Annotated in this window: 17 protein-coding genes and 3 tRNA genes; 10 read left to right on the plus strand and 10 right to left on the minus strand. The window is 70.8% G+C overall.

Going from position 1 to position 21,221, the window contains the following annotated elements:
• Positions 1-10 precede the first annotated feature (10 nt).
• Both ACFYMP_RS14810 and ACFYMP_RS14815 read right to left on the minus strand, forming a co-directional pair.
• Entirely contained in the window at positions 11-304 is a 294-nt protein-coding gene (locus tag ACFYMP_RS14810) for a hypothetical protein (RefSeq protein ID WP_093542770.1), read from the minus strand.
• A gap of 217 nt (positions 305-521) precedes the next feature.
• Entirely contained in the window at positions 522-1,691 is a 1,170-nt protein-coding gene (locus ACFYMP_RS14815; protein ID WP_093542768.1) for a ParB/RepB/Spo0J family partition protein, read from the minus strand.
• Positions 1,692-2,529: 838 nt separating this feature from the next.
• On the opposite strand from ACFYMP_RS14815, the gene ACFYMP_RS14820 reads away from it, so the two are divergent.
• Positions 2,530-3,063, plus strand: coding sequence for a hypothetical protein (locus ACFYMP_RS14820; protein WP_141718436.1), 534 nt, complete (start codon positions 2,530-2,532; stop codon positions 3,061-3,063).
• A 1-nt stretch (position 3,064) separates the two neighbouring features.
• The gene (locus ACFYMP_RS14825; protein ID WP_093542764.1) at positions 3,065-3,847 is read left to right on the plus strand and encodes a hypothetical protein; all 783 of its coding nucleotides are present in this window, start codon (positions 3,065-3,067) and stop codon (positions 3,845-3,847) included.
• Here the strand turns inward: ACFYMP_RS14825 and ACFYMP_RS14830 are convergent.
• Positions 3,844-4,809: a zinc ribbon domain-containing protein gene (locus tag ACFYMP_RS14830; RefSeq protein ID WP_388856159.1), complete on the minus strand. Its 966-nt coding sequence runs from the start codon at positions 4,807-4,809 to the stop codon at positions 3,844-3,846. The genes ACFYMP_RS14825 and ACFYMP_RS14830 overlap by 4 nt on opposite strands.
• A gap of 516 nt (positions 4,810-5,325) precedes the next feature.
• Here ACFYMP_RS14830 and ACFYMP_RS14835 point away from each other — a divergent pair.
• Positions 5,326-7,215: a tyrosine-type recombinase/integrase gene (locus tag ACFYMP_RS14835; protein ID WP_161275610.1), complete on the plus strand. Its 1,890-nt coding sequence runs from the start codon at positions 5,326-5,328 to the stop codon at positions 7,213-7,215.
• 151 nt (positions 7,216-7,366) lie between these two features.
• Here ACFYMP_RS14835 and ACFYMP_RS14840 read toward each other — a convergent pair.
• From ACFYMP_RS14840 to ACFYMP_RS14850, 3 genes are all read right to left on the minus strand, one after another.
• Positions 7,367-7,440: transfer RNA gene (locus tag ACFYMP_RS14840), tRNA-Ile, on the minus strand.
• Between the two features lie 235 nt (positions 7,441-7,675).
• A tRNA-Asn gene (locus tag ACFYMP_RS14845) sits at positions 7,676-7,748 on the minus strand.
• A gap of 5 nt (positions 7,749-7,753) precedes the next feature.
• A tRNA-Asn gene (locus ACFYMP_RS14850) sits at positions 7,754-7,826 on the minus strand.
• 226 nt (positions 7,827-8,052) lie between these two features.
• On the opposite strand from ACFYMP_RS14850, the gene ACFYMP_RS14855 reads away from it, so the two are divergent.
• The 4 genes from ACFYMP_RS14855 to ACFYMP_RS14870 all read left to right on the plus strand — a co-directional run bounded on the left by ACFYMP_RS14855 (position 8,053) and on the right by ACFYMP_RS14870 (position 13,747).
• Positions 8,053-8,349: a hypothetical protein gene (locus ACFYMP_RS14855; RefSeq protein WP_388856719.1), complete on the plus strand. Its 297-nt coding sequence runs from the start codon at positions 8,053-8,055 to the stop codon at positions 8,347-8,349.
• A gap of 79 nt (positions 8,350-8,428) precedes the next feature.
• On the plus strand, positions 8,429-9,880 hold the full coding sequence (locus ACFYMP_RS14860; RefSeq protein ID WP_388856163.1) for an FGGY family carbohydrate kinase: 1,452 nt from the start codon (positions 8,429-8,431) through the stop codon (positions 9,878-9,880).
• Positions 9,881-10,082: 202 nt separating this feature from the next.
• Positions 10,083-11,816 (plus strand): ABC transporter ATP-binding protein, encoded by a 1,734-nt coding sequence (locus ACFYMP_RS14865; protein WP_388856167.1) that lies wholly within the window; start codon positions 10,083-10,085, stop codon positions 11,814-11,816.
• Positions 11,816-13,747, plus strand: coding sequence for an ABC transporter ATP-binding protein (locus ACFYMP_RS14870; protein ID WP_388856170.1), 1,932 nt, complete (start codon positions 11,816-11,818; stop codon positions 13,745-13,747). Before ACFYMP_RS14865 ends, ACFYMP_RS14870 begins: the two co-directional genes overlap by 1 nt.
• 184 nt (positions 13,748-13,931) lie before the next feature.
• On the opposite strand, the gene ACFYMP_RS14875 is transcribed toward ACFYMP_RS14870, so the two are convergent.
• Positions 13,932-15,446 carry an FG-GAP-like repeat-containing protein gene (locus ACFYMP_RS14875; RefSeq protein WP_388856173.1) on the minus strand — a complete coding sequence of 505 codons (1,515 nt, stop codon included), beginning with the start codon at positions 15,444-15,446 and terminating at the stop codon, positions 13,932-13,934.
• Between the two features lie 148 nt (positions 15,447-15,594).
• Positions 15,595-16,953 carry a phosphopyruvate hydratase gene (gene eno, locus ACFYMP_RS14880; RefSeq protein ID WP_388856176.1) on the minus strand — a complete coding sequence of 453 codons (1,359 nt, stop codon included), beginning with the start codon at positions 16,951-16,953 and terminating at the stop codon, positions 15,595-15,597.
• Positions 16,954-17,156: 203 nt separating this feature from the next.
• On the opposite strand from eno, the gene ACFYMP_RS14885 reads away from it, so the two are divergent.
• Positions 17,157-17,579 (plus strand): MarR family winged helix-turn-helix transcriptional regulator, encoded by a 423-nt coding sequence (locus ACFYMP_RS14885; RefSeq protein WP_388856179.1) that lies wholly within the window; start codon positions 17,157-17,159, stop codon positions 17,577-17,579.
• Between the two features lie 22 nt (positions 17,580-17,601).
• Here ACFYMP_RS14885 and ACFYMP_RS14890 read toward each other — a convergent pair whose 3' ends face one another.
• Positions 17,602-18,651, minus strand: coding sequence for an RNA polymerase sigma factor (locus ACFYMP_RS14890; RefSeq protein ID WP_388856182.1), 1,050 nt, complete (start codon positions 18,649-18,651; stop codon positions 17,602-17,604).
• A 385-nt stretch (positions 18,652-19,036) separates the two neighbouring features.
• A complete protein-coding gene (locus ACFYMP_RS14895) occupies positions 19,037-19,525 on the minus strand; it encodes a MarR family winged helix-turn-helix transcriptional regulator (protein WP_388856186.1) in 489 nt (162 codons plus the stop codon).
• Positions 19,526-19,649: 124 nt separating this feature from the next.
• Here ACFYMP_RS14895 and ACFYMP_RS14900 point away from each other — a divergent pair, with 124 nt between their 5' ends.
• On the plus strand, positions 19,650-20,576 hold the full coding sequence (locus ACFYMP_RS14900) for an EamA family transporter (protein ID WP_388856189.1): 927 nt from the start codon (positions 19,650-19,652) through the stop codon (positions 20,574-20,576).
• Positions 20,573-21,211, plus strand: coding sequence for an NAD(P)-dependent oxidoreductase (locus ACFYMP_RS14905; RefSeq protein WP_388856192.1), 639 nt, complete (start codon positions 20,573-20,575; stop codon positions 21,209-21,211). Before ACFYMP_RS14900 ends, ACFYMP_RS14905 begins: the two co-directional genes overlap by 4 nt.
• The last annotated feature ends 10 nt before the right edge of the window (positions 21,212-21,221 follow it).

The following is a 21,221-nucleotide window of genomic DNA, read 5'->3' on the forward strand; positions in this document are numbered from 1 at the left end:
GCCAGTCTGTTTACTCGTCCGTGTAGACGTAGCGGGTTCGGGCCGCCAACTGGACGATGAGGTCGAACTCCACCGGGCCTTGCTCACAGTTGGCCGTGAACCGGATGACCCGGTTGGTCTCGTTGGCGTACGAGGAGGCCGTGGTCTCTTCGACGTCCCCGATCACTTCCGACGCAGGGCCGGGTACGAGTTCCCGCGCTTCCGCCATGAGGGAGGAGAGGTGGTCCGTGATCTGCCGGATCGCCGGGTGGGCCGAGTGGGACTGCCAGTCCACGTATTCCGGCCTGACCTGAGAGAGGTCCACAGGGACTGTTTCCTTTTCTGTCATTTCCAGATCTCCATTCTCGGAGGGAATTTCCCTTTCCCGTACTTATATCTTATGACAATTGCAATTCCATGAACATGGATACGGAAAGGGATTCACATGAAAGCGGGCGCAGCCGGAACTTCCAGCTACGCCCACCCCGCCCTCCGGGAAGGGGAGGAGGGGGCGCGGGCTCCGCCGCGCCCCCTCCTCTTTCCTACTTCGCCGCCGCGTCGGCCTTCTTGGCGGGCGCCCGGCGGGCGGCGGGCTTGGCGGGCGTGGCCGTCTTCGCCGCAGGCTTGGCGGCGGGCTTGGCGGCGGGCTTGGCGGCCGCAGACTGGGCCGCCTCAGGCTTGGCCGCCGCCTTCTTCGCCGTCGGCCGCGGCTTGGGCGCGGGCTTCGCGGCCTCGGCCTCTTCCGGCTTGGCCTCGGGCTTCTTCGCCGCCGCCTCCTGCTGGACCTCGACAGCCGCCTTGTTGAACGCCTCGGCCTGAGCCCGCTGTATGCCCTGCGCCTTGGACAGCAGGTTCCGCACCATCTGGACCTTGGCGTACAGGCGACCGACAACCCGCAGGTGGCGGGCGAGGTCGTCACCGAGGATGACGGCCAGGTCCTCCGGCTTCTTCTCGGCCAGCTCCTCCAGCAGCGGGATCAGGACCTCTTCGGCCTTGCCGAGTCCGTCCTTCGCCTTGGCCTTGGCCTTCTTCTGCTTCTCCTGCTCCTCGGCTGTCGGGGCCTTCTCGCCGGTCAGGGAGGTCTGGGCCTCCATCATCTTGAGGCCGTTGGCGAAGTGCTGCGCCTCCGCCTCGGAGTCGAAGTCGCCGCGCACGTAGCGCATCGCCGCCACCATCTGGTTGGCCGGGTTGAGCTGGGCGATGTGCCAGGCCAAGTTGCTCTTGATCTGCTTCTGGTCGACCATCTCGGCCACCTCGGGCCGCAGGGTCAGCAGGCCGAGCCGCCAGGTGATGTGCGTCTCCGTCTTCCCGAACTGCTTGGCGATCTTGCCCGGCTCCCACCCGGCCGCCTTGAGGTCGGCATACGCACCGGCCTCCTCCATGATCGTCATGTCCGCGCGGTTGACGTTCTCCGCGATGCTGAGGACGTACGCCTCTTCCTCGGTGGCCCCCTCGACCAGCTTCGCCGGGATGAACTCCAGGCCGGCCGCCTGGCAGGAGCGCCAGCGCCGCTCGCCCGCGATCAGCATGTAGGGGACCTTCGCGCCCTCGACCGGCCGGACGACGACCGGCTGGAGGAGGCCGTTGGCCTTGATGCTGTTGGTCAGCTCGTCCTGCGCCTCCTCCGAGAAGAACTTCCTCGGCTGCTCCGGGTTGGGAGCGATCTCGCTGACCTTGAGGTTGATGAACTCAATCTTGTTGGTGTCGGTCATTTCCCCGCGCCTTCCGTTAAGGTGTTTCCCTTTGTTCTTACACTTATATCTTAATGGCGAATACCGCCAAAGCAAGTTCAGAACTCTTTTAATTCAAAGGAATTCAGAAAATGAATTCGGGGCGCATTTGTATTTCTCATTCGGTGCGCGAACGCGAGAGGGCCCGCCGCGACCGAACGGTCACGACGGGCCGACTCCCGTCACGCACCCCGACGACCGCACCGGACGGCCGACTCCTCGCCGGGCGGGGCGCGGGGGGTCGGCCACCCGGCGAGGAGTAGGGAAGGACGCCGCTCACGCGACGCTGCCAGGCGGGCTCCTGCGGCTGCTGTACCCGCCCGGCACGACAGAACGTACAGCAGCTCATCAAGAATGTCACCTATCTCGATCGGCAAGGGCTTGTCGCCCTCATCGCGGGGTTAGGGCTCACCCCCGCCGCCACCGGTACCTCGTTTCGCCCGTCGCATGAACGCCATCTCCTCGACCGCCCTCCGTGCGACGTCCCGCGCCGCCTTGCCCGGCACGCCTCTCAGAACCCGCGGGGCCTCCTTCGCAATCTCGGCAATCCGGCGCTCGTCAACCTCGGACATGAAATGCGGTTCCTCCCGTGCACGGCGTGCGCGCCGCTCCGCCCGCCCTGATGCGACTCCCTCGGGGCGCCCGCCACTGGCAGGCGCAGGGGAGCGCAACCGGTGCCCGCTCACCGGTCGTCGCTCCGCCGAGAAACTGTGCGACAAACCCTATAACCCTCGCGACCTGCGATGTAGTGTGATCTTCGCGGTTGTTACCGGTCGGTCACACCCGCCGGGAGCATACGACACAGCCAGAGATGACGGACATGGCAGACACCCACGACACCGGGCAGGCACTGAGCCTTCGAGCGAAACTCCTCGCCCTGTTGAGGCTGCGCCGAGACGGCGACGGCTTCACGCCCAGTGCGCGGGACATCTCCAAGGCCACCCGAACTGGGTCCGGGCCCGCCCTCTCTCACAGTCAGGTGAACAGCCTGCTCAACGGGTCCAGCGGCAACCCCACTGCCGGCACCCTCGGCTCGGTGGCCAGCGCCCTCGGCGCTCCCGCCGCCTTCCTCCTACAGGGGGCCGAGTGGGACGACCTGACGGCGCTCACCGTGTTCGTGTCGAGACCCGAGGCACGCGAAGTCCTGCGTTTAATGCAGGGTCTTGAAGTGCAGGACATTCTTGCAATCAGATCACGGCTCCAGGAGATCCGTCGTCAACGAGGACTGTCCGAAGACGTCCCGACGATCCCCCCACCTCCCCCCGGCGTCGACCAGCCCCGCGAGGGGCGACCGCGCCGTCTGAGCCTGCACGACGCCGCTGAGCGGGCAGCGGACTACCTGGAAGGACGCTGACGTGGACGGCCCGATCTTCGGCCTGTGCTCCGTGCTCACATTGCTGAGCACAGCCATCGCCCTCTGTCGAGCCGTCGCGCAGCGCAGACGCAACATCGACGTGTTCCGCGCGGCGCGGCGCGCGCACGTCATGGCGCTGGGCAGCAGCTTCGTCGGTTCCACGCTCGCGGTCCCTGCTGTGGCCGAGGTCGTGGACCGGGCGACGATGACCGAACTGTCCTCTCTCATCTCGGACATCGCGGCCATCATCTTCTGCGCGAGCCTCCAGGTCATGATCATCGACTGGGAGTACCGCGACCTGCCGCACGACGTCAACATCGCCTGTCGCGTCGGCTTCGTCGTCGTGGTGTCCGGCCTGCTCATCTGGCAGTTCCGCCGCACCAACCCGTCGCGCCTCGACGTCGACCTGTCCACGTCGTACGCCGAGTTCAACGACGTGCGCACCTACCTGATGACGTACCTCGGCTTCTTCGCGGCGGCCGGGGCCGAAGTGGCGATGCGCGCCACCAGACTCGCCCGCGGTGTCTGGCAGCAGGGTCGCGCGGCTGCCGCCGGCCTGGCCGTGACGGCGGCCGGGGCAACGTTCGGGACGCTGTACGCGGTGAGCCGAGGCGGCTACATCCTCGCGTACGAGAACGGCTTCGCCTGGCCCCTGGCGCTTGACAACGTAATCAGCCCGGCGCTCGCGGGGCTGTCCATCACGGGCATCGCGGCGGGGCTGTCGATGGCCGTCCTCAGAAACAGCCGACGGCCTGTGGCGCCCCGCCCCAGCCTCAACGTCTAGGCGGAGCGCGGCCCCTGCTCAACGGCGTCCCACTGTCGCCAGGTGAAGGCCACCCGGTCCGCGTCCACGGTGCGCGAGCCCCTGGACGCGGCCGGGTACACAGCGATCTGTTCCAGGAGCAGGACGACCAGCCCCTTCTTCGCCTTCAACGGGGCGTGCGTCCACCAGCGAACGAGATCGGGGACCGAGCCCACGGGGACGTGCTCGACCTGCTTCAGGTGCCGGGCCTCCGTGGACTTCTCCCGGATCAGCCTCGTCAGCTCCCTGTCGGCCGCCTTGAAGGCCGGGAGCGACATGCCCGATCCGGCGGCGTAGTCCTTACCCAGCTTCTCCTGCCGTCGGCGGGCCGAAGCGACCTGCTTGTCCAAGTCGGCTGCCTGGGAGAGCAGTTCCTCCCGTGCAGCGCCGATCAGCTCCGCCACCTCCGGCTTGGCCAGCTCGCCCAGGACCTGTTCCGATACGTACGTCTCGTACAGGTCGGCGTTGATGCGGACCTTGCCGCAGCCGTCCGGATGCTGCTTCGTGGGCGGAGGGCAGCGGTGCCCACGGGCTCCAGCGTTCGACGGCGACGCCCCCAGGGTGGTGCCGCACAGGCCGCACACGCTGAGAGGCCCCGACAGCAGGTACTCCCGTTGGCCGGCACGCTCCTTGTCCGGCCTCATGGCACGGATCTCCATGAACTCATCGACCTCGATGATCCGGGGACCTCCGCTGTCGACCAGCTCGCCGTCCTCGGTCTCCCTCAAACCGGCGATGGCCGGGTGATAGAGCACACCGGCCAGAACATCGGGCTTGAACGGATTGCCCAGCGTGGTGACGTAGCCCGCCTCGGTCATCCAATCCGTGATCGCATCGAACGCCTGTCTCGCGCGACGACGCGAGGCGGCGGCCCGGATTCCCTCGGCCTCCGCCTCGCGTACGCGCTGGTACGCCATGTCCTCAAAACCGTAGAGCCTTGGCATCTTCTACCCCTCTACCCGACCCCCTACATGTACTAATTTACCAGCGAGATAGGTCACAGTGCTGATAGAACAACGAACACCTCAGAATCGTGCATATGTCGTGATCATGGACTCACCTCCGCGCGAGGCTCGACGCCCAGCACCCGCCACAGTTCAGCGGTAGGAACTCGGACCGTGCCCCCGAGGGGCAACGTCCTGACAGGGAACGTGCCCCGTCGTACCAGTTCGTACGCCTTGTCCCTGCCAATGCCCAGCGCGCGACCGGCCGTTGTGATGTTCACCGTTGCCGGGAGGGCTAGCAGCTCCTCCAGTCCCATCGCGCCGGTCGGTCCGCCCGCTTCCTGAGCAGCCATGTCGTTGGTCGCCTGTCTCCCCCGCGCCAACTGGAAAACGACTTTACAGCAGTGTCCGACAGCCCCAGCAAGATCGAATGAGATCACGCCAGACACGTACGGATTCGTACGACACCGATGGCTGGCTGTGACCCAATCAACAGCCGACAGCAGGGGACGCGGGATGTTCGAGCCGAGCTACTACCGGCGCTGCCAGTGCAAGGGACCGCTCACGGACAAGGACGGCAAGCCGGTCCTCGACTCCGACGGCAACCCCAAGATCGGAGACATTGGCCTGTCCTGCCCCAAACTCGGGAAGGGGCACGGCACCTGGTACTTCTACTTCGAGGCCGAGCCCGGCGAAGGCGGCAAGCGCGCACGGGTCCGTCGCGGCGGCTTCAAGAAGCTCGACGACGCCAAGACCAAGGCCAAAGAGCTGTACGACGCCGCGTCCGCCGGCACCGACGTGCTGTCCGACGAGAAGTGCGCCGACTACTTCCTCCGATGGATCAAGGCGAAGAAGTCACTGGCTCGCACCACCGTCCACGGCTACGAGGAGCACATCACCAACTACCTGATCCCTCACCTCGGCCACATCAAGCGCCGCGACCTCAAGGTCCGCCACCTGGACAAGATGTACGACGCGATCGAGAAGGAGAACGCCGAACGCATCCTTCACCGACTCCGTATCGACCAGCTCCAGAAGGACCGCGACGCCGCCCACCAAGCCTGGGTGAGGACCGCGGGCTACGCCAAGAAGGAGGAGCGGCGGATCACTCGCCGGGCCTTCCTGGATGCCAACGCTGCGCTGCGCGAGGGTAAGAAGGGACTACGGAAGCCGACGTCGGCGGCGACCATGCACCGCATCAACGACACGCTCTCCTCCGCCCTGTCCTGGGGCATCAAGCGCGAGCAGGCGTTCCCCAGGAACTGGGCGAAGCTCGTGGAGCTTCCTGCCGTCACGCGCCCCAAGCCGCTCGTCTGGACGCCTGAGCGCGTGGAGCACTGGAAGCGCACCGGTGAGCGGCCCGGCCCAGTCATGGTCTGGACGCCGCAGCTCACCGGCGAATTCCTCGACTTCGTCATGACCGACTGGCTCTACGAGCTGTGGCACAGCTTCATCTTCCTCGGCCCCCGCCGCGGCGAGATGGCCGCTCTACCGTGGACAGAGGTGAGCACCGACGCCCTATGGCTACGGATCTCCCAGCAGATCGTGGAGGTTGCCTACAAGCTGTACGGCGAAGCACCGAAGGCCGACAGCGTTCGCACCCTGTCCCTGAGCCTGGAGTCCGGCGAAAACCTCGTCAACGTCCGGGCGAAACAGGACCGGATGCGAGAGGAGTGGGGAGACGCCTACGTCGAGAGCGGCCGGGTCTGGACGCACGAGAACGGCGAGGAGCTGCACCCCGACTGGATATCGCGACGCTTCGCCCGCCTGGTGGAGCTGTCCGGCCTACCGCCGGTCCGCCTGCACGACCTGCGCCACCTCGCCGCCACCCTCGCCCTGCTCGCGGGCCACGACATCAAGGTGGTCCAGGAGAAGCTGGGCCACTCGTCACGCCAGATCACCTCCGACACCTACACCAGCGTGCTGCCCGAGATGATGCGGGCCGAGGCCGAGTCGGTCATGGCCGTCGTCCCCCGCGACATCCCCTTCGAGGAGCGCACCGCGCTGACCATCCCCGAGACGGCTTGGCAGAACGGCGTCGCCGTCTTCTTCGCCCACGGCGCTCGGCAGTCTGGCGACACCTGGGCGGTCGGAGCACAGCCGCAACCCGGAGCAGACGTCCTCGGGGTGATCAGCCTCGCCGGCCGGGGCCAGGACGACGCCGCCAACGCGGCCGTGAGGTGGATACGGGACCACTCCACCGCCAACGAACTGGAGCTGGTCCGGGTGGAGAACTTCAACGACCAGTACCCGGAGGAGCAGCGGGCGGACTTCTCCCTCGTGCGCTTCACCGTCGCCCGGACCGAGTCACCGGACGCAGCAGAGTGGGCGTTGCCGACCGGGCTGCCCCCGGCTGCGATCCGGCCCGCTCGCAAGGCTCCGAACAGGCGACGGAAGGCCGCGTAAGGGGGGCTTCTGTCCCCTGAGCCGTCCCGTGTCCCCTGTGTGTCCCCTGGATCTTGGTCCGAACGATTGAACGGGGGTCGCCACCTTGGAGTGGCGCCCCCCGTTCTCACGTTTCCGCAGGTAGAAACGGTTCTCTGGAAGAACCTTGCGGTGGGGCGGGAGGGACTCGAACCCTCGGCCGACGGATTATGAGTCCGCTGCTCTAACCGGCTGAGCTACCGCCCCGTTCCGGCGCGTCGCGTACACGTGTGCGCGCCGTCTGCCGCAGCATAGCCGGTCATACGATCTCCCGCCTCGGATGGTCGGCCACACGCGAACCTGAAGACCACGGTCAGGAGCGGGTGGTTCCGGTTCGGGGTGGATCGTGCCCCGTCGGAGGTCTGTTCCCGTGCGCTCGCGGACGGGGCGCGAGGGTGCCGGGCATACGGAGAAGGGCCCCCGAGGGGGCCCTTCCGTTCTGCTCTCCCGACTGGACTCGAACCAGTAACCTGCCGGTTAACAGCCGGCTGCTCTGCCAATTGAGCTACAGGAGACCGCGCTCCCCCGACTGGACTCGAACCAGTAACCTGCCGGTTAACAGCCGGCTGCTCTGCCAATTGAGCTACAGGGGATCGACCTCTTGCACCGAACGTACCCACCTGCGGCTTCGCCGTGCGGCGCGCGTTCGCTGCGACACATACATTAGCGCAAGCAGGGGGGTGCTTTGCCCATCGGTAGGGGGCCTGGGGATCGCCGGACGGGGAACCCGCACTGCCGAGGCACCTGTGAGGCTGTTCATGGCAGACCGGACGGCTGGGCCGGACGGACCGAAACTTGAGGGAAAGGGTGGCCGCCACCATGCGCTACCGGATCGCATTCGTCGCGGGCGCGGCCCTGGGCTACGTCCTGGGGACCAAGGCCGGGCGTGAGCGCTACGAGAAGATCGCGACCTACGCACGGCAGGTCTCGCAGAACCCCGCGGTGCGCAACGCGACCGAGACCGCCACGCAGCAGGGACGGGTCGCCGCGGGCAAGGCCCTGCACGTGGTCTCCGTGAAGGTGACCGACCGGATGCCGGAGGGCGTGGCCCGCCGGGTCCGTTCCCTCAGCGGCCAGGACCACAAGGGCGACGACTGGGGCAGCGGCACCGTGTGAGACCGCGCCACCGCGGGGCCGCACCCGGCTCACCGGCCGGGTGCGGCCCCGCGGCGCGCGTGGGGCAGAATTCGCTGTCATGGGGATAGTCGCGGGACTGGACAGTTCGTCCGCATCCACTCGTATCGTCGTGTGCGACGCGGACACCGGAGCCGTGCTGCGTCAGGGCTACGCTCCGCACCCGGCCGGGCCCGAGGGCTCGGACCCGTACGAGACTGATCCGCAGTCGTGGCTGCTCTCGCTCGGTGAGGCCGCGACCGGCGGGGTGCTCGAAGGGGTACGGGCCATCGGGGTCTCGGCCCAGCAGCACACGCTCGTACCGCTCGACCAGCAGGGCGCCACGGTGCGCCCGGCGCTGACCGGCAACGACAAGCGGATGCAGGGCACGGCGGCCGGTCTGCTGGACGATTTCGGCGGGCGGCAGGCCTGGGCCGAGGCCGTGGGCTGTGTGCCCAGGCCCTCCCAGCCGGTGACCAAGCTGCGCTGGCTCGCGCGCCAGGAACCGGAGGCCGCGCGCCGTACCCGGTCCCTGCTCCAGGCGCACGACTGGCTCGTGTGGCAGTTGCTGGGCCGCCCCGCGCGCCGCACCACCGACCGGGGCGGGGCCTCCGGCACCGGCTACTGGTCGGCGGCCACCGGCGCCTACCGGCCCGACCTGGCCGAACTGGCCCTCGGCCACCAGGCCGCGCTGCCCGAGGTGCTGGGCCCCTCGGAGGCGGCCGGGACCACCCCGGAGGGGCTGCTGATCTCCGCCGGTACCGGGGAGACGATGGCGGCGGCCTTCGGGCTCGGCGTGCGCACCGGCGACGCCGTGGTGTCGCTGGGCGCCTCGGGTTCCGTCATGGCGGTGCACGAGGAGGCCCTCGCCGACGCGGGCGGGATGATCACCTCGCTGGCCGACGCGACGGGGATGCACCTGCCCGTCGTCCACTTGCAGAACGCGGTACGGGTGCTGCGCGGCACCGCGGACCTGCTCGGCACCGACCTGGAGGGCCTCTCGGCGCTCGCGATGAAGTCGACGCCGGGCGCGCACGGTCTCGTGCTGCTGCCCTATCTGGAGGGCGAGCGGACGCCGTACCTCCCGCATACGGCGGGCAGCCTGAGCGGGCTGCGGCGCGAGTCGATGAAGCCGGAGCACCTCGCGCGGGCCGCGTTCGAGGGGATGCTGTGCTCGCTCGCCGACGCGCTCGACGTACTGCGCGGCCGGGGTGTCGAGGTGCGCCGGGTCTTCCTGCTCGGCGCGGCCGCGGACCTGCCGGCCGTGCGCGCGGCGGCGCCCTCGCTGTTCGGCGCGCAGGTCGCCGTACCGCAGCCGGCCGAGTACGCGGCGATCGGCGCGGCCCGGCAGGCGGCCTGGGCACTCGGGGTGAGCGAGGGCCGGCTCGATCCGCGCACCCCGCCGGCCTGGCAGGGCGCCTCCTCCCAGGTGCTGGAGGCCGACGAGGAGGAGCGGGCGGTCGGCGGGGCGGTGCGCCAGCAGTACGGGGCGGTGCGCGAGCAGACGCATCCGGGCGCCTTCGACGCGGTGTGAGAGCGGGGTGCGGGAGCGGGGCGTGCGGGCGGGTCCGGCGCGCTCCCCGGGGCGCGCGCCGCGGACGGTCGGTGGTCCTAAGACCTCGGAAGGTCACGTTCCGGGGATTTTGACCGGTCCTTGAATTAATCGCTTGAACAGCACGGGGACCCGTCCCTCAGGATGGGGTGGCCGCATATCCATCTCTCCGACAGGGCGCAGTGTGCTCATACGACTTCTACGGTCTTCTTTGTCCCCCTACAAACGGCCGATCGCCCTGCTGGTGGCCCTGCAGTTCCTCCAGACCTGCGCCGCGCTGTACCTCCCCACGCTGAACGCGGACATCATCGACAACGGGGTGGTGAAGGGCGACACGGGCTACATCATGGGCTTCGGGGCGCTCATGCTCCTGGTCTCGGTCGTGCAGATGGCCGGGAACGTCGGGGCGGTCTACTTCGGGGCCAGGACGGCTTCGGCGGTCGGCCGGGACATACGGGCCGCGATCTTCGACCGGGTGCAGACCTTCTCGGCGCGCGAGCTGGGGCAGTTCGGCGCCCCCACGCTCATCACCCGGACCACGAACGACGTGCAGCAGGTGCAGATGCTCACGCTGATGTCGTTCACGCTCATGGTCTCGGCGCCCATCATGTGCGTCGGCGGGGTCGTGCTGGCCCTCGGCCAGGACATCCCGCTCTCGGGCGTCCTGCTCGCGGTGATCCCGGTGCTCGGTATCTCGGTGAGCCTCATCGTGCGCAGGCTGCGGCCGCTGTTCCGCACCTTGCAGAAGCGGCTCGACACGGTCAATCAGGTACTGCGGGAGCAGATCACCGGCAACAGGGTCATCCGCGCCTTCGTGCGGGACGACTACGAGCGGGGGCGTTTCGGCACCGCGAACACGGACCTGACCGAGGTGTCGATCGGCACCGGCAAGCTGTTCGCGCTCATGTTCCCCACCGTGATGACGGTCGTGAACCTGTCGAGTGTCGCGGTCGTGTGGTTCGGCGCGCACCGGATCGACAGCGGCGGCATGCAGATCGGCTCGCTCACCGCTTTCCTGTCGTACCTCATGCAGATCGTGATGGCCGTGATGATGGCCACCTTCATGTTCATGATGGTGCCGCGCGCCGAGGTGTGCGCCGAGCGCATCGAGGAGGTGCTCGACACCTCCTCCAGCGTCGTACCGCCCACCGCTCCGGTGACGGAGCTGCGCCGGCACGGGCACCTGGAGATCCGGGACGCGGGTTTCCTCTTCCCCGGCGCCGAGGAGCCCGTGCTCAAGGACGTGTCGCTCACCGCGCGGCCCGGCGAGGTCACCGCGGTGATCGGGTCCACGGGCAGCGGGAAGTCGACGCTGCTGGGCCTCGTGCCCCGGCTGTTCGACGCGACGAGCGGGCAGGTCCTGGTGGACGGCGTGGACGTGCGGGAGCTGGACCCGGTGCTGCTCGCGCGCACCGTCGGGCTCGTCCCGCAGAAGCCGTACCTGTTCTCGGGGACGATCGCGACCAACCTGCGGTACGGGAACCCGGAGGCGAGCGACGAGGAGCTGTGGCACGCGCTGGAGGTCGCGCAGGCCAGGGAGTTCGTGGAACGGCTGGAGGGCGGGCTCGACGCTCCCGTGTCACAGGGCGGCACCAACGTCTCGGGCGGTCAGCGGCAGCGGCTCGCCATCGCGCGGGCGCTGGTGCGCCGTCCGGAGATCTACCTGTTCGACGACTCGTTCTCGGCGCTCGACTACGCGACGGACGCGGCGCTGCGGGCGGCGCTCGGCCGGGAGACGGCGCGGGCGACCGTGGTGATCGTCGCCCAGCGCGTCGCGACGATCCGGGACGCCGACCGCATCCTGGTCCTCGACGAGGGCCGGGTCGTGGGGGTGGGGCGCCATCACGAACTGATGGCGGACAACGAGACGTACCGGGAGATCGTTCTCTCCCAGCTGACGGAAGCGGAGGCCGCGTGATGGCCGGTCCGGGCGGACGGATGGCGGCGGGCGCGGGCGCGGGCGCCCAGGGGCTCACGGACTTCAAGGGCTCCGGGAAGAGGCTGCTGGGCCGGTTCCGGCCGCAACGACGGCTCCTGTACGGGATGCTCGTCCTCGGCGTGCTCAGCGTCGCGTGCTCGGTCTCGGGCCCGAAGATCCTCGGGCACGCCACGGACCTGCTGTTCGCGGGGATCATCGGGCGTACGCAGCCCTCCGGGATCACCAAGGAGCAGGCCGTCCAGGCGGCGCGGGAGCGGGGCGACGGCGGGCTGGCCGACCTGCTGTCCGGGGTGCGCTTCACCCCCGGCCAGGGCATCGACTTCGACGCGATCGGCGAGGTGCTGCTGCTGGCCACGGTGGTGTTCGCGGTGGGCGGCCTGCTCATGGCGGTGTCGACCCGGCTGTCGAACCGGGCGATCAATCTGGTCGTGCGCCAGTTGCGCGAGGACGTGCAGTCGAAGCTGGCCCGGCTGCCGCTGTCGTACTTCGACAAGCGGCAGCGCGGTGAGGTGCTCAGCCGCGCGACCAACGACATGGACAACTTGCAGCAGACGCTCCAGCAGACGCTGGGGCAGCTCGTGAACTCGGTGCTGACCATCATCGGCGTCCTCGTGGTGATGTTCTGGATCTCCCCGCTGCTCGCGCTGGTCGCCCTGGTCACGGTCCCCTTGTCGGCGCTCGTGGCGACGCGCGTGGGCAAGCGTTCGCAGCCGCAGTTCGTGCGGCAGTGGAAGAGCACCGGGGAGCTGAACGCGCACATCGAGGAGATGTACACGGGGCACGCCCTGGTGAAGGTCTTCGGCCGCCAGGAGGAGTCGGCGCGGACCTTCGAGGAGCACAACCAGGGGCTCTACGACGCCGCTTTCAGGGCGCAGTTCAACAGCGGGATCATGCAGCCGCTGATGATGTTCGTCTCCAACATCAATTACGTGCTGGTGGCCGTGGTCGGCGGTCTGCGGGTCGCCTCGGGCACGCTGTCCATCGGCGACGTGCAGGCCTTCGTGCAGTACTCGCGGCAGTTCTCGATGCCGCTGACGCAGGTCGCCTCGATGGCCAACCTCGTGCAGTCCGGGGTGGCCTCGGCGGAGCGGGTCTTCGAGCTGCTGGACGCCCCGGAGCAGGGCGCGGACCCGCAGGACGCCGAGCGGCCCGCGCAGCTGCGCGGACGTGTCGAGTTCGAGCACGTGTCCTTCCGCTACGAGGAGGACAAGCCGCTCATCGAGGACCTGTCGCTGGAGGTGGACCCCGGGCACACCGTCGCGATCGTCGGGCCGACGGGCGCGGGCAAGACGACGCTCGTCAACCTGCTGCTGCGCTTCTACGAGGTGACCGGCGGCCGGATCACCCTGGACGGCGTGGACATCGCGCGGATGCGGCGCGACGAACTGCGGGCCGGGATCGGCATGGTCCTCCAGGACACCTGGCTGTTCGGCGGGACGATAGCGGAGAACATCGCCTACGGGGCGCCGGAGGACGTCACCCGCGAGCAGATCGAGGAGGCGGCCCGCGCGGCGCACGCGGACCGGTTCGTGCGGACGCTGCCCGAGGGGTACGACACGGTCATCGACGACGAGGGGACCGGGGTGAGCGCGGGTGAGAAGCAGCTCATCACGATCGCCCGTGCCTTCCTGTCCGACCCGGTGATACTCGTGCTGGACGAGGCGACCAGTTCGGTGGACACGCGTACCGAGGTGCTGATCCAGAAGGCGATGGCGCGGCTGGCGGCGGGACGGACCAGTTTCGTCATCGCGCACCGGCTGTCCACGATCCGCGACGCGGACACGATCCTCGTCATGGAGAACGGCGCGATCGTCGAGCAGGGGACCCACGAGGAACTGCTCGCGGCGCGGGGGGCGTACGCGCGGCTGTACGCGGCGCAGTTCGCGCAGGCGGTCGCCGAGGTGGAGTGAGGTGTCCCGCCCCGCGGGGCACGTGACCGGGGGACCTGAGACCTGACAGTGGTGGGGGTGGGCGCGCCGGGCGCCCGCCCCCACCGTCTTCCTCCCAGCCCTCTCAGCCCTCTCAGCCCTCCCAGTCCTCCCAGCCCTCTCAGCCCTCTCAGCCCTCCCAGTCCTCCCAGTCCTCCCAGTCCTCTCAGCGCAGTGCCGCGCCGAACCGGGCCTTGGTGGCCGGGGCCTTGACGTCGGTCGGGCCGAAGGCCTTCGCGCCGGTCGTGGTGAGGCCCTTGGCGGTGCCGTCGAGGGACCACACCGCGCCCGCCGAGGCGTTCTCCGCCGTCGAGGAGACGGTCAGGTCGCGGTGGCCGTCGCCGTTGACGTCGAGGAGGGCGCAGGCCGCGCCGAACTTGTCGCCCTTCTCGGCGACTCCGGGGATGCCGGCGGTGTTCTGGTGCATGACCTGGCTGCCCTCTCCGGTGACCCCGGAGGCGGAGCCGTGCAGCAGGGCGAAGGAGCCCGCGTCGGTCAGTCCGCTGAAGTCCTCCCCGCTGATGCCGAGGGCGATCTCCGCGCGGCCGTCGCCGGTCACGTCGGCGACCGAGACGCAGGAGCCGACGTGGTCGCCCTTCTCCTGCGCCCCGTAGAACCCGGGCAGCGTCTGGTCGAAGGTCCTGACCCGGCCGGAGGAGGTGCCCTTGGCCGAACCGTAGGCGAGGGTGACCTTCGCGGTGCCCTCCCCGCTGCCGATGACGACGTCGCCGAAGCCGTCGCCGTCCACGTCACCGATGCCGACGGCCCCGTCCTCGCCGCTGGAGGCGAGGTTCCCGACCTCCCCGCCGTCCTTGAAGCCGGTGGGGCCGCCGAGCAGGACGTGGTTGGCCCACACCCCGTCGCCCTCGTACTCCCAGACCGCGACGTCCTGGCGGTGGTCGCCGTTGACGTCGCCGACGGCCTTCGGTTCCACCGGTCCGGCCACCGAGTGCGGTCCCGAGACGCAGCTGTCGTCCTTCGCGCAGGCCGCGCCGTCGTCGCCGTATCCCCACCACTGGGAGGGGTCGAGGAAGTCGAGTCGCGCGGCCGGTTCGCCGGCCCGGGAGACCGGGCCCTTCCACAGGCCGGCCTGCTGGGTGCTCGGGTCGTCCCCGTCGACGTCGGCCGCGCCGAACAGCGCGAGGTCGGCTTTCCCGTCCCCGTCGAAGTCCCCCACCTGCGGGGCCGTGCCGAAGCCGGCGAGGGCGGTGCCGCCCGTCAGGCCCGAGGCGGAACCCCACAGCACGACGGCGCCGGAGCCGGCGTCGGCGGAACCGATGACGAGGTCGCTGAAGCCGTCCCCGTCGAGGTCGCCCCTGCTGACGGACTGCCCGAACCGCTGCTGGGCGGCGGCCGGTCCGGGCACCCCGCCCGTGGAGCGGCTCACGAGTTTCCTGTCGGCCGGGTCGAGCCCCTTCGCCGATCCGTACGTCACCGCGACGTAGCCCGCCTCCGCCTTGCCCGAGACGGTGCCGCCCGGGGCCGCGACGACGAGGTCCGCGTAGCCGTCGCCGTTGAAGTCGTCCGCGGCGGCGGCCTTGCCCTGCGCGGCCTGGGCGGGGGTGAGCGTGCAGATGCTCAGGCCCCCCGCCACCAGGAGCGCCGCGCCCAGCGAGGCCGCCGCGCGGCTCCGTCCGGCTCCACGGGAGTGGCCGGCACCGGGGCTTCGCGTTACTGACATCGAGACTTCCTTCGGTCGTCCTGCCCTGTCCACACGATCCTGTGAGGTGAGGAACCTGTTCACAGAACAGGACGCGGGGGGACCCCGACCGGTTGTAGACGCCGGCCCGGTGTCCACGAGAGCTTCACGCCCCGGGCGAAGGTTCCTCTCACGAGTGGCGCAGCGCCGACCCGCCCGCGTACCGGGCCGAGGCGCCCAGCTCCTCCTCGATCCGGATGAGCCGGTTGTACTTGGCGGTGCGGTCGGAGCGGGACAGGGAGCCGGTCTTGATCTGGCCGCAGCCGGTCGCCACCGCCAGGTCCGCGATCGTGGTGTCCTCCGTCTCTCCCGAGCGGTGGGACATGACCACCGTCCAGCCCGCGCGGTGTGCGGTGGTGACCGTGGCGAGGGCCTCGGTCAGGGTGCCGATCTGGTTGACCTTGACGAGGACCGAGTTGCCGACGCCGGTGCGGATGCCCTCGCGCACCAGCGCCTCGTCGGTGCAGAACACGTCGTCGCCGGTGAGCTGGCAGCGGTCGCCGACACGGGCGGTCAGCTCGCGCCAGCCCTCCAGGTCGTCCTCGGCCATGGGGTCCTCGACGGAGACGACCGGGTACGCGTCGATCAGCCCCGCCAGGTACGCGGCGTGCTCGGCGGGGTCGCGGCGCACGCCCTCCCCCGCGTACACGTACGTACCGTCCCGGAAGAACTCGGAGGACGCCGGGTCCATGACCAGGCCGATGTCCGTGCCGGGACGGTATCCGGCGCGTTCGACGGCCGCGACGACGAAGTCGAGCGCCTCCTCGGCGGTACGCAGCGCGGGGGCGAAGCCGCCCTCGTCGCCGACGCCCGTGGAGTGCCCGGCGGCCAGCAGGTCGCGGCGCAGCGTGTGGAAGATCTCGGACCCCGCGCGGACGGCCTCCGCGAAGGTCGGCGCCCCCACCGGCGCGATCATGAACTCCTGGAAGTCCAGCGGGTTGTCGGCGTGCGCACCGCCGTTGACGATGTTCATCATCGGCAGCGGGAGCAGCCGGGCGTCGGCGCCGCCGAGGTAGCGGTAGAGCGGCTGCCGGTGGGCCGCCGCGGCCGCCTTGGCGGTGGCGAGGGAGACGGCGAGGAGCGCGTTGGCGCCGAGCCGGGACTTGTCGGGCGTGCCGTCGAGCGCGATGAGCGCCGCGTCGAGGCCCGCCTGGTCCTCGGCCGCGCGGCCCACGACCGCCGCGGCGATCTCCCCGTTGACGTGGGCGACCGCCCGGTCGACCCCCTTGCCGTGCCAGAACTCCGGTTCCCCGTCGCGCAGTTCCACGGCCTCCCGGGTGCCGGTGGAGGCTCCGGAGGGGACGAGGGCGCGGCCGAAGGACCCGTCGGCGAGGAGGACGTCGGCCTCGACCGTCGGGTTGCCCCGGCTGTCGAGCACCCGGCGGGCGGTGACGGACCGGAGGGGGGTGACGGACGAGAGGGGGCTGACGGAGGGGACGGGACTGACGGACTGGAGGAGGGCGGCGGTCTCGGCTGCTGCGGGGGCCATGGGAGGTCCTTCCCGTTGTTCCACGCCGCGGCCCTGCTGCGACAGCACTGGCGCGCGCCGCGACAGAAACAGACTCTACAGCAATGCTGTTCAGCTTTTCTGTTCAGATGCACTGTTCACTTATGCTGTTCAGTGTGCCTGCGCAGGTCAGCTGTACAGCGAGGGTGTTCAGTCCCGGTGGCGAGCGCGCGTTAAAGTGCCCTATGCCCAGCCCGGAACCCGCCGCCGTCGCCACCGACCTGCGCACCGCGATGGGTAAGCTCACGCGGCGCGTGAAGCACGAGGACCGCATCCCGCTCGGCCAGGTCGCCGTACTCGGTGCCCTGGACCGCGACGGGGCCATGACCACCAGCGATCTCGCCGTCGATCAGCGGGTGCGGCCCCAGTCGATGGCCCGTGCGGTGGGCCTGCTCGTGGACCAGGGCCTGGTCACCCGCCGGGAGCACCCCAGCGACGGCCGCAAGACCCTGGTGGAGCTGTCACCGGCGGGCCGGGCGGCGCTGGAGGCGGAGCGGGGCCGCCGGGCCGGCTGGCTCGCGCAGGCCATCGAGGCCGAACTCACCCGCGAGGAGCGGGAGGTGCTGGCGCGCAGCGCGGCCCTCATGGAGCGGCTGGCCGCGCGCTGACGCGCGGCCGGGTCCGGCCGCCTCAGTCCAGGTAGCCGCGCAACTGGTCGGCGTGGGCGTGGTCGCGGAGTTTCGCGAGGGTCTTGGACTCGATCTGGCGGATGCGTTCGCGGGTCACCCCGAAGAGGTGGCCGATCTCCTCCAGCGTGCGCGGACGGCCGTCGGCGAGCCCGTAGCGCAGTTGCACGACCTTGCGTTCCCGTTCGCCGAGGGTCGACAGGACCGCGGCGAGGTGCTGGCGCAGCAGGAGGAAGGCGGCGGACTCGGCGGGCGAGGCCGCGTCGGCGTCCTCGATGAGGTCGCCGAAGGAGACGTCGTCCTCCTCGCCGACCGGGGCGTACAGCGAGACGGGTTCCTGGGCCAGCCGCAGGACCTCGCCCACCCGGGAGGGCGGCAGGCCGAGGTGGGCGGCGACCTCCTCGTCGGTGGGTTCGGTGCCCCGTTCCTGGAGCAGCCGTCGCTGGACGCGGATCACGCGGTTGATCAGCTCCACGACGTGCACGGGGACCCGGATGGTGCGGGCCTGGTCGGCGAGCGCGCGGGACATCGCCTGGCGGATCCACCACGTCGCGTAGGTCGAGAACTTGTAGCCGCGCGTGTAGTCGAACTTCTCGACCGCCCTGATCAGCCCGAGGTTCCCCTCCTGGACGAGGTCGAGCATGGTGAGGCCGCGGCCCACGTAGCGTTTGGCGACCGAGACGACGAGCCTGAGGTTGGCCTCGATGAGGCGGCGTTTGGCCACCCGGCCCAGGACGACGAGCCGGTCGAGGTCCAGGGCCAGCCGGGTGTCGAGGACGGCGCCCGAGCCGAGCTTCGCCTCGGCGAACAGCCCCGCCTCCACGCGCCGCGCGAGATCGACCTCCTCGGCGGCGGTCAGCAGCGGGATGCGCCCTATCTCCCGCAGGTACTGGCGGAAGAGGTCCGAGGTGGTGCCGGTGGTCTCGGCCCGCGGCCGGGGGCGCGCCGGTAGCGGCAGGGACCCGGGGGCCGCGTCCGCCTCCGCCCCGGGCGCGGGCCGCTGGACCGGTACGGCGATCGGGCTGTCCGTCTGAGGGAGGGGCTGCGTGCGCACGGGGGGCGGCCTCCAGAGTGATCGCTGCCGTTGCGGGGGCGTGCGGCTCGGGGACGCGCACGACGGCCTGGCCGTGGTCCGTCCCGGACACGTTGAGCGGAGAGCGGAGAGCGGAGAGCGAAGAGCGGGCTCGCGGAGGCGGACCGTCCGCGCTCCGAGGACCGGGGTCAGTCCTCGGACTCCTCCCGTCGCCCGGCGGAGGGGGCTCGGTGACCGACCCTGGGCACCGGACTCAGTGTGGGGCACGACACGGACCGCCCACGAGGGGCGTGCGGGGACTTTCTGGGCCCGCGCGGCGCGCGCGGCCCGGCGGCCCCGGAGCCCTGGAACCCTTGGGGCGCACGGGGCGTGAACCCCGCCGCCGTCGGCGCGGCCCCCACTGCGGCTACGGCTCCAGGGACTCCAGCAGAATCCGCAGCGCGTCCGCGAGCGCCTCGCGCCGGCCGGTGTCGAGGCCGGCCAGCAGGCGGCCCTCCGTGGCGAGGTGGTCGGGAAGGGTCGTGTCGAGAAGGGCGTGTCCCTCGTCGGTGAGGGTCACGAGGACGACGCGGCCGTCGTCGGGGCTCGGGACGCGCCGCACGAGCCCGCGCCCCTCCAGCCGGTCGAGGCGCTGGCTGACGGCGCCGGAGGTGATCATCGCCTCCCGCATGAGGGCGGCGGGGGTCAGCCGGTACGGCGGTCCGTTGCGGCGCAGGGTGGCGAGCACGTCGAAGGAGGCGGCGTCCAGGCCGTGCGCGGCGAAGGTGCGGCGCATCTCGGCCTCCGCGAACCGGGTCAGCCGCTTGAGCCGCCCGAGGACCGCCATCGGCGAGACGTCGAGATCGGGGCGTTCCGCGGCCCATTGCGCCAGCACCCGGTCCACGTGATCCGCCATGGCGCGAGTCTAGAGCAGTCCCTTAGCACTGAGGGACCTGCCCCTCCCGGGCCGCCCGCCCCCTCCGAGATCCCTCAGCACTAAGGCACTTCCCCTTCTCTTAGCGCTGAGGTACTTTCCCTTAGTGCTAAGTAATCGGATCGGAACCCTGGCCCTGACCGCCGTGGCTCCCGCCGTCTGGGGGACCACGTATCTCGTCACGACCGGACTGCTGCCCGACGGGCGGCCCCTGCTCGCCGCGCTGTTGCGGGCGCTGCCGGCCGGGCTCGCGCTCGTCCTGCTCACCCGCAGGCTGCCGCGCGGAAGCTGGTGGTGGCGCTCCCTGGTCCTGGGGGCGCTCAACATCGGCGGCTTCTTCGCTCTGCTGTTCGTGGCCGCGTACCGGCTGCCCGGCGGGGTCGCCGCCACGCTCGGCGCGCTCCAGCCGCTCGTCGTGGTGGCGCTCAGCGCGGGCCTGCTGGGGACCCGGGTGTCGGCCCGGGTGCTGGGCGCGGGCCTCACCGGGCTCGTGGGGGTGGGCCTGCTGGTGCTGCGCGCCGAGGCGCGGCTCGACGGGCCCGGACTGCTCGCCGCGCTCGGGGGCGCCTGCGTCATGGCGACCGGTGTGGTGCTGAGCAAACGGTGGCGCTCCCCCGCTCCCCCGCTCACGACGACCGGCTGGCAGCTCACGGCGGGCGGGCTCCTGCTGCTGCCCCTCGCACTCGCCGTCGAGGGCCCGCCGCCGGTGCCGAACGGGGCCGGCCTCCTGGGGTACGGCTATCTGGCGGTGGTCGGCACCGCCCTCGCCTACGTCCTGTGGTTCCGGGGCCTGCACGCCCTGACGCCGACCGAGGTGACCTTTCTCGGACTGCTGAGCCCGGTCGTCGCGACGGCGCTCGGCTGGCTGGTGGCCGGTCAGCACCTCACCCCGCTCCAGGGGCTCGGCGCGCTCCTCGTTCTCGGGTCACTCGCGGTGGCCCAGCTCAGGGGCGGTGGGCCGCGCCGGGAGCGGCCACTCACGGCGCCCGCCCCGATCCCCGCCATTCCTCTGGAGAAGGAGCACACCCTGTGAAGATCACCGTGTTCGGAGCGGGCGGCCTGGTCGGCGGCCGGACCGTTGCCGAGGCCCTGGCCCGCGGGCACGAGGTGACGGCCGTCGTCCGGGATGCGGCCCGCTTCGCCGCCCTCGACCCGGCGGCCCGGCCCGCGCGGGGCGACGCCACCGACCCCGCCGGGGTGGCCCGGCTCGCGGTGGGCGCGGACCTCGTGGTGGGCGCGACCCGCCCTGCACCCGGCCGGGAGGACGCGCTGGTGGAGGCGGCGCGGGGCCTGGTGCGGGGAACGGAGGCGGCGGGCGTACGCCTGCTGCTGGTGGGCGGGGCCGGGACGCTGCGGGTGCCGGGCGGTGGCGGGACGACGGTGGCCGAGGCCCCGGACTTCCCGCCGTCCTGGCGGCCGATCGCGGCGGCCTGCGCGCGGCAGCTCGCGGTGTGCCGTGCTCACCCCGGCACCCACTGGACGTACCTGAGCCCGCCCGCGCTCCTGGAGCCCGGTGCGCGGACCGGCCGCTACCGGGTGGGCGGGGAGGAGCTGGTGGTGGACGCGGACGGCCGCTCGGCGATCTCCGCCGAGGACCTGGCCGTGGCCCTGCTGGACGAGGCGGAACGGCCCCGGCACCGGGGGCGGCGGTTCACCGTGGGGTACTGACCGCCCGGTC

Source organism: Streptomyces sp. NPDC007088 (assembly GCF_042869355.1).
GTDB lineage: Bacteria > Actinomycetota > Actinomycetes > Streptomycetales > Streptomycetaceae > Streptomyces.